Below are 16,772 nucleotides of genomic sequence, written 5' to 3' on the forward strand. Positions count from 1 at the left end.
TTTATGCCTCCTTCCTAGTTATTAAATAGCTTTCCCATTCATTAGAATGGGTGTTTTCAAAGCATGTGACAGTGCCTTGTGGAAAATCAATGTTCCAAAAAACAGCATCTTTATCAATCACTGATTGATAGAGCAACCGTAACACGCCTAAATGTGCCACAATCGCAATACTGTCGTTTTGATGGGCTTTCAAAATTCTGTCAAATGCTTCCCAAACACGATGTTGAAACTGAGTAAATGGTTCAGCTAGTGGTGGAGTTACCTCAAAAGGTGCCTCCAACCACGCTTGCCATTCCTCAGGATATGTTGCTTGAATTTGATCAGCATTTAACCCTTCCCACTGACCAAATCCTTTTTCATCAAAGCCTTTTACTGTATCAAATACTTGATTTTCAAAAATGATACTGGCTGTTTCATAAGTTCTTTTTAATGTACTGATGTAAATTTTATCGACTGGATAATCTGCCATAATGTCTTTTATGCGATGTGCTTGTTGTTTACCTGTGTCATTGATAGACACATCTGCACTCCCGTAAAAACATCTTGCTTTATTATAATCCGTTTCGCCATGTCGCATCATATAAACTTTCATATCATCAGTCCTAACAATAATAAGATATGAGCAATTTCAACAAATGCTCCTAATGTATCTCCTGTATGCCCATCTATTTTTTTGTAGACAAACCATCTATATCCCACTGCTCCTAATAACACAAGCATATATCCTACAAAGCCTTTTATACCAAATACCAACGTTAACGATACAATCGGTAATATTTGTGCCAAAGCAATTTGGGTTAAAGTCGTTCCTGAGAAAAATTGACCAGAACCTCCTGTTGCTCGTGCATAAGTCATTTCATAAAGTTGTAACGATAAGCCGGCTTTACCTATCATGGATAGACAAACAACAATAAACCATTTAGGTTCTGGTAAATACGAAAAAGATACAAACATTACGCTATAATACAAAATTAAGGCGAGCACACCATTACTACCAATGCGACTGTCTTTCATGATTTCTAACATACGTTCTTTTTTTCGTGAGGAAAACAAGCCATCTGCCATATCTGCCAAACCGTCTAAGTGAAATCCTCCTGTTAATAAAACATCAAACAGAAAGGTAAGTATCCATGCAATTAGCTTTGGTAAAAATAATTGGGTAATAAAGTAAAATGCTCCAGATATAAGACCAATCAAAAAACCAAATAATGTAATAAATGGAATTCCTTTTCGCACATAAGATATATCTATCGTTTTAGGAATAGCAATGCGACTAAAAAATTGTGTGTAAATAATCAATGCTTTTATCATTTTAATCGTTGTGATAGCCCACAAATGACTAAGTAGACTTCACTTGCCTCCTTTGCTAAATGTTGATTGATATTGCCTAGAACATCTCTAAAATAGCGCCCTAATGCTGTATCAGGGACAATACCCAATCCGATTTCATTCGTCACAATATACATTGTTGTATCTTTTTCTCTAACAGCATCCATCACGGCTTGCCATTCTTTTTGAATATGTGCTGTCACAATACTTTGTTGTTCTTTCGTTAAAAAATTCGTATCTTCCATCATAATTTTCTCAGGAAATAATGTTTCTACCGTATCAAACAAAACATTCGTCGTTAACATCGTTGCACAATCTAATAAATAATAATCGTACGATTGTGTCTGTATCCATGCACCAATATGATCGTATTGTTCATGGTTTCCCCATGATTTTGGTCGACGTTCTTGATGCAACCGTACACGCTCTTGCCATTCTGCATCTGGTTGTTTCATCACCCCTGTGGCAATATAGCAAACATTGTCTTTATCCCACAGCTGTTCTTCGGTAAAGGAAGATTTGCCACTTCTAGCACCTCCCGTGACTAATACAATCTTACCCATATAGCTCACCAAATACATCGTCAAATACATTCAATGTACGCTCAATATCTTCTGTCGTATGTGCTGTTGACATGAAATTCGATTCATATTGAGAAGGTGCAATATACACCCCTTTTTCAAGTAATAAACGATGCACTTTAGCAAATAAATCTTGATCACTTGATTTAGAATCTTCAAAGTTTTTTACTGCATTTTCGTTAAAGAAGAATCCAAACATTGTCCCTGCACTCACGACTTGTAAAGGTATAGTGTATTTGTTTGCCAACTCTTTCAATCCTGTACACAGCATATCAACATGTTTTTCCATTTGTTTAAATAAATCGGGTGTTAAACGGTTAACTGTTTCATAACCTGCCGTCATGGCAATCGGGTTACCAGATAATGTCCCTGCTTGATAGATGCTACCTAAAGGGGCTACTTCGTCCATATATTCTTTTTTACCACCAAAAACAGCAACTGGGAAACCACCACCCACGACTTTACCAAGACAAATTAAATCTGGTTCAACATCATATAATCCTGTTGCGCCTGTATAACTTGCTCTAAAACCTGTCATCACTTCATCAATAATAAACAATGCGCCGTGTTTTTTTGTCAATGAACGAATGGCTTGTATAAATGCTTCATCGGCTTTAATCAAACCCATATTGCCTGCAACTGCTTCGATAATGACACATGCAATATCATCTCCACATTGTTCAAAACATGCGTTTAATGCCTCTATATCGTTATAAGGTAATGTTAGTGTATCTTGTGCCGTAGAAGCCGGTACACCCGGAGAATTAGGCAATCCAAATGTCGCCACACCCGAACCCGCTTGAACTAAAAACGCATCACTATGCCCATGATAACAGCCAATAAATTTAATAATTTTATCACGTTTTGTTACACCACGTGCCACACGAATGGCACTCATAGTTGCCTCTGTTCCTGAGCTAACCATACGTAATTTTTCCAAATAAGGTACTCGTTTTTGTAATAATTCACCCAATCGTGTTTCTGTTGGACTTGGAGCACCATAACTTGTTCCTTTTAACACAGCTTTTTGAACAGCATCAATCACATCATCTTGTGCATGGCCTAAAATCATTGGTCCCCATGACAACACATAATCAATGTATTGATTACCATCAACATCATAAAGATAGGCTCCTTTTGCTTTATCAATGAATAAAGGTATACCTCCCACAGCTTTAAATGCTCTTACTGGACTATTTACTCCACCTGGAAATACGTTTTGAGATGCCTCAAAAGATTTTACTGACTGTTCTATTTTCATTGTTTACTCCTTACTGCTGAAGATATGTTGCGGCATCTTTGGCAAAGTATGTTAAAATTAAATCTGCTCCAGCACGCTTCATACCTGTTAACATTTCTAGAACGACTAATTTTTCATCAATCCAACCATTTTGTGCGGCTGCTTTCACCATGGCATATTCACCACTTACATTATACGCAACAACTGGTAAATGCGTTCTTTCTTTTACATCTCTTAAAATATCTAAAAAGGCAAGTGCAGGTTTAACCATTAAGAAGTCTGCACCTTCTTCTTCATCACTTTTTGCTTCTCTTAGTGCTTCTAAACGATTAGCAGGATCCATTTGATATGTTTTTCTATCGCCAAAAGCTGGTGCACTTTCTCCCGCATCTCTAAATGGTCCATAAAAGCTAGAGGCGAATTTAACAGAATACGACATAATTGGTGTATAAGCAAAACCTGCTTCATCTAATCCTTTGCGAATAGACATGACATACCCGTCCATTGCATTTGACGGAGCGATAATATCTGCACCTGCTTTTGCTTGTGAAATAGCTACTTGGGTTAATTTTTCAAGAGATATATCATTACAAACATGACCTCTATCTAATAAACCGCAATGTCCATGACTTGTAAATTCACATAAACATGTATCAGCAATTACAATTAAGTCTGGATAATGTTTTTTGATTAAACGAATAGCTTGTTGCACAATCCCATCATCGTCCCATGCGGCTGAACCAATCTCATCTTTATGCTTTGGAATACCAAAAACAATAATAGCTTGTATCCCCAAAGAAACAATCTCTTTGACTTCATCTAACACATGCGTTAATGGTAATTGATATACATTAGGCATTGACAGAATTTCTTTTGGTTCTTGTAAATCTTCTTTTACAAAAATTGGTTGAATAAAATCATTGACAGACAAACTTGTCTCTCTTACTAAATCTCTAAATGCCTTTGTTTGTCTTAAACGTCTATGTCTGGCAAACATGTCATTCACCTCTTTCTCTATTTTGAATAATGGTTTCAATCATATTATCAATGGCCGGTGTATCTGGCATAAAATCAACAATTTGATGACTATTCATCACAGCTTGTTGTGTTGTCGTACCAATAACAGCAACTTGATGATGTTTTGGTAATTGTTCTCTAACCTGTATCAAACTTTCCCAAGCAGATGGACTAGCAAATGTCCAAATCACATCTTTTTCTTTACACAATGCATCAATCATAGATTGTCCTTTTTTGTTTGGTTTTGTGTCATACATTGCCCAAGCTAATGCTGTATGCCCATTATCTTTTAGTGTTTGTGCAATAATTGGATTAGATAAACTACTTTGTGGCAATAATACTGTTTGATGTGACAGACCAAGTGTCAACCACTCTCCTACAAAATCAACACCGTATTGACTAACACTTTCAAAATCAACTGTATACCCTAAATCCTCTACACTTTGTGTTGTTTTATGCCCAATCGTTGCAATACGGACATTTAAATCACGCATATAAGGTGCAAAGCACTCTGCCGCCACTGCACTCGTAAAGAAAACCCAGTCGGCTTTATGCAAATTATTTAAAATCATCTTTGGCATATCATTTGCTGTACAATGTATCAATGGTGCATGAACAATATCTAATCCCAATGTGTTTAATGCATTTGTCCAATCTTTTTCTAAAGGATGCTCTCTTGTAAATACAATTTTTCCCATTGGCATCACTCCTTATTTTATAATGACGATACCGTATGTTTTATCATCATATCTCATGTTCTACTATCTCTTGTTCTTAACTACTTTTTCCGACCAAAAGCACCTTGTGCCTCTAAACAATCTGCCGCGTTTTTTGCCAATGTATGTGCTTGTTCATCAGAAACAGTTGCATATACACATGTCATTGTTTCTTCTGTTGCCAACATCGTTTGTAGTGTATATATATTATCTTGTACAGTGGCATAGGCACCAATAGGAAAAGTACAATCACCATCCATTTGTTTTAAAAAGTCACGCTCAATGGTTACTTCTTGTGCCGTTTTTTCATCGTGTATACGTTGAATAATGTCTAAAACATACGTATCTTCTTCACGACATTCAATCGCTAAAGCACCTTGTGAAATAGCAGGTAAAAATACTTTTGTATCTAGTGGTTGTAAGGATAAAGTTTCTTTTTCTAACCACCCCATACGCGATAAACCTGCCATTGCTAAAACAATGGCATCATATTCTCCGTCTAACACTTTTTGAATACGTGTATCAATATTTCCTCTTAATGCAACAATGTTTAAATCAGGTCTTAATTTTAATAATTGTGCTTGACGTCTTAAACTACTTGTACCAACTTTTGCACCTTGCGGTAATGTATCTAATGTCATATTTGGCTGATGAAAAATCATACAATCTCTTACATCTTCACGTTTTGGAATAGCGCCTATAACACAACCATTTGGCAAAATAGACGGTACATCTTTTAAACTGTGAATAGCTATATCAATTTTTTTGTTTAGTAAACCAACTTCAATATCTTTGACAAAGACACCTTTTCCACCAATTTCTTGTAAACTGGCATGTACTAATTTATCGCCTGTTGTCTGGTAGGTCACTAATTCAAACGTCACATCAGGATTTGCTTTTTCTAATAAAGCAATCACTTGTTTTGTTTGTGTTAACGCTAATTGACTTTTACGTGTTCCTACTTTAATAATCATATATTACTCCTGTGTTAAATCTAATCCAAAAATCTTTGCAACAAGTGCAATGTCATACTCCGAATTGTCTCCAACAGACATTTCTTTTAATTGTAAAATCGGATTTTTTAATAGTTGATTGACAATACTCTTCATGTGTTTTTGAATAAGTTTGTGTTCTCTTTCTGATAAATGTGGTAATTTTCTTTCCAAACTGTCTAAAGCAGAGGCTTGTGCATTCAGAGCATTTTCTCTTAATTGCTTAATAAGAGGTACAATTCCTAAATTTTTACGCCATTCATCAAAAGCTATTAGCTCGTCATCAATCTTTAATACAATTTGATGTGCAATTTGTTCTCTTTGTGCTTGATAACTATCTAATTTTTGTGTCAGTGTATCAATATCATACAAATCTACCTTGGATGTTGGATGCACCGTTCTTGGTACCCCTAAATCAAAAACAATCGCTTGTTCTTTTAACATTGTTGGATGTACTAAATACGTTTGTGTACTAACAGCAGAAAAGACAATATCCGCTCTTGGTAACTCTTTCTCTAAGGCATCAATCGGACAAATACAAATATGCTCATGTCTATTATATTTTTCTGCTTTTTCAAGTGTACGATTAAAAAAGAGAATTTGTTTAAAAGAACGTTCTAATAAATAATTAGCTAATAATTGTCCAATCTCACCTAATCCAATTAACGCAACCGTTTTGTTTGATGTTTCTAAATTTAAGGCATCTAAGAGTTGTATGGCTGCAAAACTTACTGATGTTGGACGTTCATTGATTTTATATTGCTCATGCATACGTTTAGCAAATGAAACAGCTTGACGAAATGCATTATTTAATATAATTCCTGTTGTTCCAACTACATTGGCTTTTTCAAAAGCCTTTTTGAGTTGTCCTAAAATTTGTGTTTCACCTAGTATTCTAGACTCTAAACCAACAGATACTTTTAAAAGATGTCGTAATGCTTCATCGGCTTCTTTCATGACTAAATATTTTTCCAATTCTGTCACATCTACTTGGAACCAATCTGCTAAAAAATGTTTTGCATAATAACGTCCTGTATGTAATTGGTCAACGACAAGATATAATTCTGTACGATTACATGTGGATACAATGCAATCTTCTAAAATACTTTTTTCTTTGTATAATGTTTTTAATGCTTTCTCTAATGTGTCATCAGAGAAATGAATCGCCTCACGAATATGAATAGGCGTATTTTTATGTGTTAACCCAACATACAATAAATACATAATGCTTTCCTCTTATATTTCGTCTAATAGTTTTTCTAATTTTTGTCTGATTTCTTTTGCTCTCATAGGAGAAACACCATTGGTTGAAATATTGATAGAAAAATCTTTTTTCTCAACGATAGATACATTATAGAAGTCTGAAAAATGTTTATCCCCTGTATTATTCACTAATTGACACGTATCGGCATCTCTCATAATTTGTACATTAACTTCTTGATCATCTGTACACGCAAAAACTAATTTTGCACCGTTTAAATCACCTGTTTCATAACGACGTTCAATCCATGTAATGCATTCCTTTGGAATACTTTCATGCAATGTAGGACTAACAATCGTGACATGTGCCCCTTCTTGTAATAATTTTTTTAATTTTCTAGCTGCGACATTGCCCCCTCCAATCATTACAACACGTTTATTTTTAATGTTCATCATGACTGGATACATCTTTGTCTTCCTCCTGTTTTTTACTACGGAAAATTTTAGCACTACGTATATAATTTTTATCAGCTACTCCTAATCTGTAATTTACTAAACGTGCAATTACAAAGAAATAATCTGATAAACGATTGATATATTGTAATCCAATCTCGTTTACCGCTTCATCGGCTTCAATAACAGCAACAATACATCTTTCTAAACGTCTTGTCATCGTTCTTGCCATATGGAATAAACCTGCTAAAGAATGTCCTCCTGGAATAATGAAATGTTCCAATTTAGGAGGGATACCCATATAAGCATCAATTTTTTCTTCTAAAAAGGTAACATCTTCTATTTTTTGTTTATATGGTCGTAATTCACGAGGAGTGGCTAAATCACTTCCACAGTCGAATAAATGTTGTTGAATTTCTTCACATTCTTCTGTTAAGTCATTCAACACTTCGTATTGTTTCATTTCTGCTGTTAAATAACCTAAAAAGGAACATAATTCATCCATAGTTCCATATGCTTCAACACGAATATGTGTTTTAGACACACGGTCGCCTCCATATAATCTTGTAAAACCTTTATCTCCGTATTTTGTATAAATTCTCATGCTAATCTTCCTTATTTAAAATCTTATAAATTTGTTCCATATCTAAACTATTACGCAAAATAGTGGCAAGTTTATCATATTCTCTATCTTTAAATTCTTTTATCGTCACTGGTTTTTCTGTAATTGGCTCTAAACCTTTTTTTACACGGATACCATTCAAATAATCTCTTGTCCAATCTAAATTATCAAATACACCATGTAAATATGTTCCTTGCACTTGCCCATTATGCCCAATCGCGCCATCTAGTCGACTTGTTTCTTCACCATTTTGGACAGTTATTGTTGAAAATGGTGTGACACCGTCTGCAATCGTCGTTTCACCCATGTGTATTTCGTATCCTTCTAATACATGTCCATCGTGGTCTGCTTTAACTTGTGTTGTACGTTTCACAGATTTAAAAGTGGTACATGCGTCTAATAATCCTAATCCTTCAATTTCTTCAATAGAGGATTCAACATGTAGAGGATCTGTCATTTTTTTACCTAGTAATTGATAACCACCACAAATGCCAAAAATATGTACATCTTTTTCTAAACAATGTAAAATTTCTTTTTCTAAACCGGATTCTCTTAAATAATGCATATCTTCAATCGTATTTTTACTACCCGGTAAAATCAATAAATCAGGCAAACCAATGGCATCTCCTGGCATCACATAACGTACAGATACGTCTGGTTGAATTTCTAAGCTATGGAAATCTGTAAAATTAGACATACGTTTTAATCCAACAATCGCAACATCTAAATCTTTTTTCGTATCAAAACGTCTACTTTTTTGTACCAATGCAACACTATCTTCACTATCAATATCTAGATGTGCATATGGTACAACACCTAATACTTTTACATTTGTTAAAGATTCAATCATATCAATACCTGATTGAAGTAAGGCAACATCTCCTCTAAATTTATTGATAATGACACCTTTGACACGTTTTCTATCTTCTTCTGGCATAAGTTGAATGGTACCATAAATAGAGGCAAACACACCACCTTTATCAATATCCGCAACTAAGATAACAGGAGCATCTACTAATTTTGCCATACCCATATTCACAATATCTCTGTCATTCAAATTGATTTCAGCCGGACTACCTGCACCTTCTAAAACAATGACATCATTTTCATCACTTAATTGTTCATAAACTTCTTTGATTTTTGGTAATAGTTGTTGCTTAAATTCATGATATTCCACAGCGTCCATATCTGTTAATACTTCACCCATAAAGACAATTTGGGATTTTCTATCAGATGTTGGTTTCAATAAAACAGGATTCATACGTACATCTGGGTCAACACCTGCCGCTTCAGATTGAAACACTTGTGCTCTTCCCATTTCAGCACCTTTTTTTGTAATAAATGAATTCAATGCCATATTTTGAGATTTAAACGGAACAACAGATAAACCATCTTGTTTAAAAATACGACATAATCCAGCAACAATAATACTTTTTCCTGCATCAGATGCTGTCCCTTGAACCATAATTGATTTTGCCATGATGTTCTCCTTTATTTTCAATACATATTCTTTTATTTTACTATTTTTGTGCAAAATGTTCAAAGAACAATGCTTCATTTTTTGCAAGTGGCGTTCCAATAGTTTGATGTAATTTCACAATCCATGGAACAGACAAACCTGCTTCTTTTAATAACGTTGCTTCTTGAAATACTTGATATTTTTCTCCTTGAGTAAGAACCGAGCCTTTTTTAATCACATAGGCATAATCACAGCAATCATACATTAAATCCATATCGTGACTGGATAAAATAATACTTGTTCCTGCTTGAACTAATCGCTGCATTGTTTCATTCATTTTGTCACGTCCTTTTGGATCTAATCCAGCTGTTGGTTCATCCAATAGTAAAAATCTTGGTTGTAAAGCAAGCATCCCTGCAATCGCAACCCGTTTTTTTTGTCCATAACTTAAATATTGAACTGGTTTATCTTGTAAATGCGTAATATCCATTATATCAAGCACTTTAGAAACACGTTCATCAATGACATGTTTGTCATATCCTAAATTTTTTAATGCCATTGCTATATCTTCTTTAACAATCGTATAAAAAATTTGTTGTTCAGGGTTTTGGAAAACCATATTCACTTTTTGACGATAATCGTACAATGCCTTTTTATTTATTGTAATGGGTTGATTATCAAAAATGATTTCTCCTGATTCGGCCTTGAGTAGTCCCATAATCAATTTCATAATCGTTGATTTACCACTTCCATTCATGCCTAAAATACCTGTTATTTTACCTTCTTGGAATGCCATAGACACATGGTGAATGGTTGGAACTTTATCATAAGCAAATGTAACATCATTTAGTTGCAACATGATTGTCAATCCTTTCTGTATTACTCCTGTTCAAATTTCAACGCCAATACATCATTTAATACATCATTATCATGTAATAACTTTATAAACAAAGTATTACATAGTATCCCCCATGCATGATAATTATTTTTAAAGCCTTTAAACGAAAATTTCAGATCTAGCGTATCTCTCATTGTGATAAATTCATATAAAACTAAAAAAATAAAGCGATACATTAAGACAATAATGTCCAATAAAAATGTGGGCACTTTACATTTTTTCATCAACTGAATGAGTTGAGAAAAGGGAACGGTCAACACGAAAAAATAAGTTGACACACATGAACTATACACACGTAATAAAATCTCCAAAGCTAAACGAATACTTTTTTCAGTCATACCAATGTATCCATGAAACGCAGGGATAGAGAAAACAAAAGTATGCATATTTTTTCCGTACGTTAAAACAAATGTCAATAAACTAATAAAAATAAAAGGAATAATAACAAGTTGCCATTTGGCATAAACTGTCCACTTCACACGGGCAATATAGACTGTTATAGGAGCAATTACTCCTATAACAGCTAATTGAACCCACGCTATACCAGAAAAACTGAGTAGTAATAATCCAATATAGATGCACAATTTCTTTTCTGGCGACACATGTTTTAAACGATTTTCATGTGCGTATTTATCAAGCGTTAGCATTTTTAGATTTTCCTCTATTGTAACCAATCACATAGAAGATAATCCCTGCACCAATACTTCCTTGTAATGTAAATAATAAGCTTTCAACTTCACCAGCTGGCTCATATAAAGATTCAAACCATGGCTCATAGTCTGGTTGAACTTCTTTAATGGCTGTTTCTGCTGCATCATCGGTACCACCATATTCAGCATCTTTAGGTGCAAACACAAAAGCACCTAACATTACGCAAACGGCAGCTAAAAGTAAAAGAATGTTTTGTTTTTTCATTTGAATACCCCCGCTTTTTCAACATCGGCTGATGTAATTAAGTTGTATAGGACAACTGTTAATAAACCTTCAACAATCGCAATTGGAATTTGTGTTGTCAAAAAGACTGCCATAAATTTCACAATAGCACCAACAACACCTGTTTCTGCATCAGGGAAAACTAATCCTAATTGAACAGATGTAACAAAATATGTTGCGATGTCTGCAACAAACGCACATAAAAATAAAGATATACGTGTTGATACATTCATTTTTAACGCTAATTTATAGACAGCATAACCAACAAAAGGTCCTACAATCGCCATTGAAAATGCATTTGCACCTAATGTCGTTAACCCACCATGAGCAAGCAATAGCGCTTGGAATAATAAACAAATCGTTCCTAAAACACTAATAACACTAGGTCCAAACATCGCTGTTCCTAATCCAACACCAGTTGGATGTGACGTTGAGCCTGTAACAGAGGGAATTTTTAAGGCTGATAAAATAAAAATAAATGCTCCAGATAATGCCAACATTGTTTTATTTTTCGGATTTTCTGCTACAATTTTTTTCATTTGAACTAAACCTAAAATGAAAAATGGAATAAATACAATAAACCAAATACCTGCCCATAAAGGTGGTAAATAGCCTTCCATAATATGCATTGCATGAGCTGATTGTGATGAAATCAACATAAATAAAACAATCAAGGCGGAAAACATCACAATGTTTTTTACTGATTTTTTCATACTTCTTCTCCTTTGTTTGTCACAGAACATTTCTAAAAAAACGGTTACACTCCTTTCTTGAAAAAATTGAAACATCCCACAACTTTTTTTATGTTTAACACATAATGTGTTAAATAATAAACACATGGAACAAAAGAATAGATAAATGACCTATCTATTCTTTTGTATATATCATTAAAGTGGATTTTTCTTTACAATCATTGTTGTAAAGTAACTTAGTTTTTCATCCACAGAAAGATTTCTAACACCTTTTAACTCTGTTTGTTTATCCATTGTTGCGTTGCTTACTAAAAATGTATTATCCAATAACTCATATTTTTCCAATAATGGTAAAACTACGGATAAATGATTTGCCACTTTCATCAAAACAATCGTTTCATGATGACGTAATGCGGCTTCTATTTTGTCATGTCCTGCTGTTGCTGGAACAACGGCAAAAGATTCTTCATCCATTGTTAATGGTTGCCCTAAGAATGACGCAATACTTGAAAAAGACGTAATTCCAGGTATCGTTTGTGTATCAATATCATCTTTGACAATATCCAATAAATAACTGTATGTGCTGTATACCATTGGATCACCCAATGTAATGAAACCTACATTTTTACCGGCTTTCACATCTTCCACAATTTCTTGGGCAATTTGTTCCCACTGCCCTTGTTTTTCTTCTTTTGCTCGAACCATTGGAAAATGTCTTTGTTTAATTTCTAAATCACTTTTAATATATGGTTCAGCTATTGTTAATGCTAAACTTTTTGCACCTTTTTTTGCTTCAGGTGTGTATAAAATATCTAAATCATGAATTAAGCGACTTGCTTTTATTGTCACTAATTCACTATCTCCTGGTCCAACACCAATTCCGTAAAATTTCGCCATATTTTCTCCTATTATGCAATCACATCTAATAAATGTTGAATATATAATTGTTGTATTTCTTTATATTCACCTAAACCAATCAAGTGGGCTGTGACTGTATATCCTTTTTTACTAAAATATGTATACCATGAATCTTCTTCATCAGAAGCCATATCATTTGTTGCATGATCCCCAGCAACTAACATAAATGGTGCTAAATGAACGTGTTTTACATTTGTTTGTCTTAATCGTTCTTCAATCAATTCAACATCAGGATAACTTTCGACAGCTCCTACATAAACAGGTTCATTCATTAACATGTGATCGATGGCAGCATAAGATGTGAAAGCATAGTGTTGACTTCCGTGTCCCATTAACACCGTTGCCGTTTCTTCTCCAAATTGACCATATTTATCTAATAAAATACGTTTGATAGCTTCATAATCTTCAATACTGCTTAATAAAGGTTTGGCAATTTTTAATACATCAAATTTATCTTCAAATTGAATCGCTTGTACCAATACTTTTTCATATTCATCACCTAAAATCATATGCAATGGTTGTACATAAACTTCCGTAACACCTTCTTGATACATTCTTTCCAATGCTTGTGCCACTGTATCAATGTGCAAATCTTCTTGTTTTAAAATACGTCTAATAACAATATTTGATGTGAATGCACGATATACTTTATATTCAGAAAATTGATGTTGAATGGCATTTTCACAAGCTTCAATTGTTTTTTTTCTTGTTTCTGGGAATGTTGTCCCAAAACTCACAACTAAAATGGCTTTAGTCATGTCTATCCCTCCCTAATTTAAAATACGTTCACATGTTTTGACAATAGATAAAATAGTCGGTTCATCTGTTTCAACAATTGTTGTAAATCCTGCTTTCTCAACCACTTTTCTTGTCATTTCTCCCATAACAATCACTGGTTTTTCTTTTAAAGAAACATCAACTTGTTCACTTACAGCAACCAATGTTTGTGCTGCAACTGAATTTGGTAAACAAATAACATCAAGGTCTTGCCAATTATCAGATAGAACGGCATGATCAAATGTCACATCATGTGTTTCTAAAGCTATAATGTCTTTGAATACTTCAGTCATTGCTTCATGTTTTTCTTTATCAACAAGTGCAATAAATTGTTCTTGTTTATTGTTTAGAGCATCCACTAGCATTGCATCATCAAACTGATTAACAGATAAGTCCACTAAAACACCTGTTTCTTTGACAGCTTTTAATGTATGATGTCCTAATGTATAAATATGTTTGTCTTGTAATGAACGAATATCCTTACCTTGCGATACTAATTCAGTTAAGAAATATTTCCAACTATGTGCGTCTGTGACGAATAAACCATTAACTTTGTCTAAATCAGGTAATGTAAAGTGTTGTTTTAAGAACGTATTTCTTGCTGGGAACGTATAAACACTAGCACCCGCATCTTTTAATAATTTTGGCAATTTACCTGTTTCAGATTGTTGAATTAACACACGTTTACCAAATAAAGCGAGTGCTTCATGGAAATTCAAATCATCTTTAAACGCAACAACTTGACCAATCACAATAACACTTGGTGCTTTAAATTGATGCTCTGATACAAGGGATACAATTGTTTCCAGCGTTCCTTTAATAGAACGTTGTTGTGGGTGTGTTCCCCATTCAACAATACCAACAGGCGTTTCTTTATCAAATCCTCTTGTCACAAGTTCTGTTACAATATTGTTTAAATTTTTCATTCCCATTAAAAAGACGAGTGTTCCTTTTAATTGAGAAATAGCATCCCAGTTCAATGCTTCATTTTCATCTTGTAAATGACCTGTAATTATGTGGAAACTTGTTGCTATATCACGATAAGTAATTGGAATACCTGCGTATGTTAATCCTGCAATAGCAGATGTCACACCTGGTACAACTTCAAAAGGAATACCTGCCTCTTTTAAAGCAATGCCTTCTTCTCCACCTCTACCAAAAACATAAGGATCGCCACTCTTTAAACGGACAACATGTTTTCCTTCTTTTGCTTTTTCGATTAAAATTGCTTCAATATCACGTTGTTTCACACAAGGCATGTTTGGTGCTTTACCAACATCAATTTTTTCACTTGTAGGTTTTACGTGTTGTAGAAGTGCTTGATTGACTAATCTATCATACACAACAACATCTGCTTCTTTTAATCGTCTAAGTCCTTTGACAGTTACTAATTCTTCATCTCCAGGACCTGCTCCTAGTAATGTTACTAATCCAGACATTTTATTCTCCTTTTGATTATTGTTTTACCAAATAATCACGTAATTCATCAATTGTTGATACCATTGCTGGATATTCAACTTTTGGACGTGAAATAACCACACAATCAATACCCAATTCTAAACATGCATCAATCTTGTCACGCACCCCACCAACATCGCCACTTTCTTTTGTGACAAAAACATTGGCATTCGCACGTTTTAATAATTCTTTATTACATTCTTTTGTAAATGGTGCTTTGATAGCATCAATTTGATCGGCTACCATACCGATTTTTTCGCAAGCAAGTAATACCTCTGATGTTGGTAACACACGAGCAATAATGCGTTTATCTGGTAAACCATCAACGAATAAAGGCAATGTTTTACTTCCTGTGCCTAAATAAACGACATGTCCTAAATCTTTGATAACCTCAATCGCCTCTTGTGTTGAATAAACAACAATCGCACCACTTAAATCTGATGTTGCAACACGTTCAAAACGCATATATTTTACACCAGCCATTTCTGCAGCACGCATTGCTTCCCTTGATACAATATCGGCAAATGGATGTGTCGAATCAATGATTTCATCGACATTATTTTCTTTAATAAAAGACACCATATCCTCAGCAGTCAATCTTCCTTGGATAACGGGTTGTCCATATTTAGAAGCTAAATGCTTACCATAGTCGGTTACCACAGATGTGGTAACCGAAATATTTAATTCATTTAATAATCCTAAGATAGCAGTACTATCTGATGTTCCACCAAATAATAACTTCATCATAATGTGTATCCTCTTGGTGTCACCATACGGCCATTTTTAATGTATGTTTCTTTATTTCCAATGATAACAATAGTTGTCATATCTACTAATGACTCATCTAAGTCTTTAATTGTTGTTAAAACATACTCTTCTTTTTTACGACCAATATCTTTACCAATACCAACAATAGTATCTTCAGATTTATATTGAGAAATAATAGATAATGCTTTTGATAAATGATCTGGTCTACCTTTACTTCTTGGGTTGTACAAGCAAATAACAAAATCTCCTTGTGCAGCCGCATGTAGACGTTTTTCAATAATAGGCATTGGTGTCATCAAGTCACTTAAACTAATATGACAGAAGTCATTCATCAATGGAGCACCCATTACCGCAGCAGCACCTAAACTTGCTGTAATACCAGGAACAACTTTTACTTCTAAATCAGAATCTTCACCAATTAATTCTAAAATCAATCCAGCCATACCGTATACACCGGCATCTCCACTTGATACAACACCAACATTTTTACCTGTTTCAATCGCTAAATCAATCGCTTTTTGGCAACGATCGATTTCTTGACGCATACCTGTTGCAACATGCTCTTTATCTTTTACTAAATCACGGATTAAACGCATATATGTTGAATAACCAACAATAATTTCACAATCCTCAATAGCTTGTAATGCCTCACGTGACATCAATTCTTCTTTACCTGGTCCTAAGCCAATAACGTATAACATATTTTTCTCCTTCATATG

Annotated in this window: 20 protein-coding genes; all 20 read right to left on the bottom strand. The window is 34.2% G+C overall.

Annotation, left to right across the window (positions count from 1 at the left end):
- Position 1: 1 nt before the first annotated feature.
- The 20 genes from H1220_05175 to cobJ all read right to left on the bottom strand — a co-directional run bounded on the left by H1220_05175 (position 2) and on the right by cobJ (position 16,754).
- Entirely contained in the window at positions 2-592 is a 591-nt protein-coding gene (locus H1220_05175; GenBank protein QMI85125.1) for a histidine phosphatase family protein, read from the bottom strand.
- Positions 589-1,311 carry an adenosylcobinamide-GDP ribazoletransferase gene (gene cobS / locus H1220_05180; protein ID QMI85126.1) on the bottom strand — a complete coding sequence of 241 codons (723 nt, stop codon included), beginning with the start codon at positions 1,309-1,311 and terminating at the stop codon, positions 589-591. Before cobS ends, H1220_05175 begins: the two co-directional genes overlap by 4 nt.
- Complete coding sequence (cobU, locus tag H1220_05185; protein ID QMI85127.1) at positions 1,308-1,892, bottom strand: bifunctional adenosylcobinamide kinase/adenosylcobinamide-phosphate guanylyltransferase; 585 nt, start codon at positions 1,890-1,892, stop codon at positions 1,308-1,310. Before cobU ends, cobS begins: the two co-directional genes overlap by 4 nt.
- Positions 1,885-3,171 carry a glutamate-1-semialdehyde 2,1-aminomutase gene (gene hemL, locus H1220_05190; GenBank protein ID QMI85128.1) on the bottom strand — a complete coding sequence of 429 codons (1,287 nt, stop codon included), beginning with the start codon at positions 3,169-3,171 and terminating at the stop codon, positions 1,885-1,887. Before hemL ends, cobU begins: the two co-directional genes overlap by 8 nt.
- A 10-nt stretch (positions 3,172-3,181) precedes the next feature.
- Positions 3,182-4,147 (bottom strand): porphobilinogen synthase, encoded by a 966-nt coding sequence (gene hemB / locus H1220_05195; protein ID QMI85129.1) that lies wholly within the window; start codon positions 4,145-4,147, stop codon positions 3,182-3,184.
- 1 nt (position 4,148) lies between these two features.
- Entirely contained in the window at positions 4,149-4,865 is a 717-nt protein-coding gene (locus tag H1220_05200; protein ID QMI85130.1) for a uroporphyrinogen-III synthase, read from the bottom strand.
- Positions 4,866-4,945: 80 nt separating this feature from the next.
- On the bottom strand, positions 4,946-5,857 hold the full coding sequence (gene hemC / locus H1220_05205) for a hydroxymethylbilane synthase (GenBank protein QMI85131.1): 912 nt from the start codon (positions 5,855-5,857) through the stop codon (positions 4,946-4,948).
- Positions 5,858-5,860: 3 nt separating this feature from the next.
- On the bottom strand, positions 5,861-7,099 hold the full coding sequence (locus H1220_05210; protein ID QMI85132.1) for a glutamyl-tRNA reductase: 1,239 nt from the start codon (positions 7,097-7,099) through the stop codon (positions 5,861-5,863).
- Between the two features lie 12 nt (positions 7,100-7,111).
- Positions 7,112-7,543, bottom strand: coding sequence for a bifunctional precorrin-2 dehydrogenase/sirohydrochlorin ferrochelatase (locus H1220_05215; protein ID QMI85133.1), 432 nt, complete (start codon positions 7,541-7,543; stop codon positions 7,112-7,114).
- Positions 7,518-8,132 carry a cob(I)yrinic acid a,c-diamide adenosyltransferase gene (locus tag H1220_05220; protein ID QMI85134.1) on the bottom strand — a complete coding sequence of 205 codons (615 nt, stop codon included), beginning with the start codon at positions 8,130-8,132 and terminating at the stop codon, positions 7,518-7,520. The genes H1220_05215 and H1220_05220 overlap by 26 nt, the downstream gene beginning before the upstream one ends.
- A gap of 1 nt (position 8,133) precedes the next feature.
- On the bottom strand, positions 8,134-9,630 hold the full coding sequence (locus H1220_05225) for a cobyric acid synthase (GenBank protein ID QMI85135.1): 1,497 nt from the start codon (positions 9,628-9,630) through the stop codon (positions 8,134-8,136).
- A 40-nt stretch (positions 9,631-9,670) separates the two neighbouring features.
- A complete protein-coding gene (locus tag H1220_05230) occupies positions 9,671-10,468 on the bottom strand; it encodes an ATP-binding cassette domain-containing protein (GenBank protein ID QMI85136.1) in 798 nt (265 codons plus the stop codon).
- Between the two features lie 20 nt (positions 10,469-10,488).
- On the bottom strand, positions 10,489-11,154 hold the full coding sequence (gene cbiQ / locus H1220_05235) for a cobalt ECF transporter T component CbiQ (protein QMI85137.1): 666 nt from the start codon (positions 11,152-11,154) through the stop codon (positions 10,489-10,491).
- Entirely contained in the window at positions 11,141-11,422 is a 282-nt protein-coding gene (locus H1220_05240) for an energy-coupling factor ABC transporter substrate-binding protein (GenBank protein ID QMI85138.1), read from the bottom strand. Before H1220_05240 ends, cbiQ begins: the two co-directional genes overlap by 14 nt.
- Positions 11,419-12,153, bottom strand: coding sequence for an energy-coupling factor ABC transporter permease (locus H1220_05245; GenBank protein ID QMI85139.1), 735 nt, complete (start codon positions 12,151-12,153; stop codon positions 11,419-11,421). The genes H1220_05240 and H1220_05245 overlap by 4 nt, the downstream gene beginning before the upstream one ends.
- A gap of 174 nt (positions 12,154-12,327) precedes the next feature.
- Positions 12,328-13,029 carry a cobalt-factor II C(20)-methyltransferase gene (locus H1220_05250; GenBank protein ID QMI85140.1) on the bottom strand — a complete coding sequence of 234 codons (702 nt, stop codon included), beginning with the start codon at positions 13,027-13,029 and terminating at the stop codon, positions 12,328-12,330.
- An 11-nt stretch (positions 13,030-13,040) separates the two neighbouring features.
- Positions 13,041-13,808, bottom strand: coding sequence for a sirohydrochlorin cobaltochelatase (locus H1220_05255; protein ID QMI85141.1), 768 nt, complete (start codon positions 13,806-13,808; stop codon positions 13,041-13,043).
- 12 nt (positions 13,809-13,820) lie between these two features.
- Positions 13,821-15,266: a uroporphyrinogen-III C-methyltransferase gene (gene cobA / locus H1220_05260; GenBank protein ID QMI85142.1), complete on the bottom strand. Its 1,446-nt coding sequence runs from the start codon at positions 15,264-15,266 to the stop codon at positions 13,821-13,823.
- Between the two features lie 16 nt (positions 15,267-15,282).
- A complete protein-coding gene (gene cobK, locus H1220_05265) occupies positions 15,283-16,032 on the bottom strand; it encodes a precorrin-6A reductase (GenBank protein ID QMI85143.1) in 750 nt (249 codons plus the stop codon).
- Complete coding sequence (gene cobJ / locus H1220_05270; GenBank protein QMI85144.1) at positions 16,029-16,754, bottom strand: precorrin-3B C(17)-methyltransferase; 726 nt, start codon at positions 16,752-16,754, stop codon at positions 16,029-16,031. The genes cobK and cobJ overlap by 4 nt, the downstream gene beginning before the upstream one ends.
- Positions 16,755-16,772: the final 18 nt, after the last annotated feature.

This window comes from Carnobacteriaceae bacterium zg-84, assembly GCA_013874835.1.
Taxonomy (GTDB): domain Bacteria; phylum Bacillota; class Bacilli; order Lactobacillales; family Aerococcaceae; genus WM01.

Coding starts and splice junctions, on each gene's coding strand:
- H1220_05175 (QMI85125.1), bottom strand. CDS start 592: ATGAAAGTTTATATGATGCGACATGGCGAAACGGATTATAATAAAGCA.
- cobS (QMI85126.1), bottom strand. CDS start 1,311: ATGATAAAAGCATTGATTATTTACACACAATTTTTTAGTCGCATTGCT.
- cobU (QMI85127.1), bottom strand. CDS start 1,892: ATGGGTAAGATTGTATTAGTCACGGGAGGTGCTAGAAGTGGCAAATCT.
- hemL (QMI85128.1), bottom strand. CDS start 3,171: ATGAAAATAGAACAGTCAGTAAAATCTTTTGAGGCATCTCAAAACGTA.
- hemB (QMI85129.1), bottom strand. CDS start 4,147: ATGTTTGCCAGACATAGACGTTTAAGACAAACAAAGGCATTTAGAGAT.
- H1220_05200 (QMI85130.1), bottom strand. CDS start 4,865: ATGGGAAAAATTGTATTTACAAGAGAGCATCCTTTAGAAAAAGATTGG.
- hemC (QMI85131.1), bottom strand. CDS start 5,857: ATGATTATTAAAGTAGGAACACGTAAAAGTCAATTAGCGTTAACACAA.
- H1220_05210 (QMI85132.1), bottom strand. CDS start 7,099: ATGTATTTATTGTATGTTGGGTTAACACATAAAAATACGCCTATTCAT.
- H1220_05215 (QMI85133.1), bottom strand. CDS start 7,543: ATGTATCCAGTCATGATGAACATTAAAAATAAACGTGTTGTAATGATT.
- H1220_05220 (QMI85134.1), bottom strand. CDS start 8,132: ATGAGAATTTATACAAAATACGGAGATAAAGGTTTTACAAGATTATAT.
- H1220_05225 (QMI85135.1), bottom strand. CDS start 9,630: ATGGCAAAATCAATTATGGTTCAAGGGACAGCATCTGATGCAGGAAAA.
- H1220_05230 (QMI85136.1), bottom strand. CDS start 10,468: ATGTTGCAACTAAATGATGTTACATTTGCTTATGATAAAGTTCCAACC.
- cbiQ (QMI85137.1), bottom strand. CDS start 11,154: ATGCTAACGCTTGATAAATACGCACATGAAAATCGTTTAAAACATGTG.
- H1220_05240 (QMI85138.1), bottom strand. CDS start 11,422: ATGAAAAAACAAAACATTCTTTTACTTTTAGCTGCCGTTTGCGTAATG.
- H1220_05245 (QMI85139.1), bottom strand. CDS start 12,153: ATGAAAAAATCAGTAAAAAACATTGTGATGTTTTCCGCCTTGATTGTT.
- H1220_05250 (QMI85140.1), bottom strand. CDS start 13,029: ATGGCGAAATTTTACGGAATTGGTGTTGGACCAGGAGATAGTGAATTA.
- H1220_05255 (QMI85141.1), bottom strand. CDS start 13,808: ATGACTAAAGCCATTTTAGTTGTGAGTTTTGGGACAACATTCCCAGAA.
- cobA (QMI85142.1), bottom strand. CDS start 15,266: ATGTCTGGATTAGTAACATTACTAGGAGCAGGTCCTGGAGATGAAGAA.
- cobK (QMI85143.1), bottom strand. CDS start 16,032: ATGATGAAGTTATTATTTGGTGGAACATCAGATAGTACTGCTATCTTA.
- cobJ (QMI85144.1), bottom strand. CDS start 16,754: ATGTTATACGTTATTGGCTTAGGACCAGGTAAAGAAGAATTGATGTCA.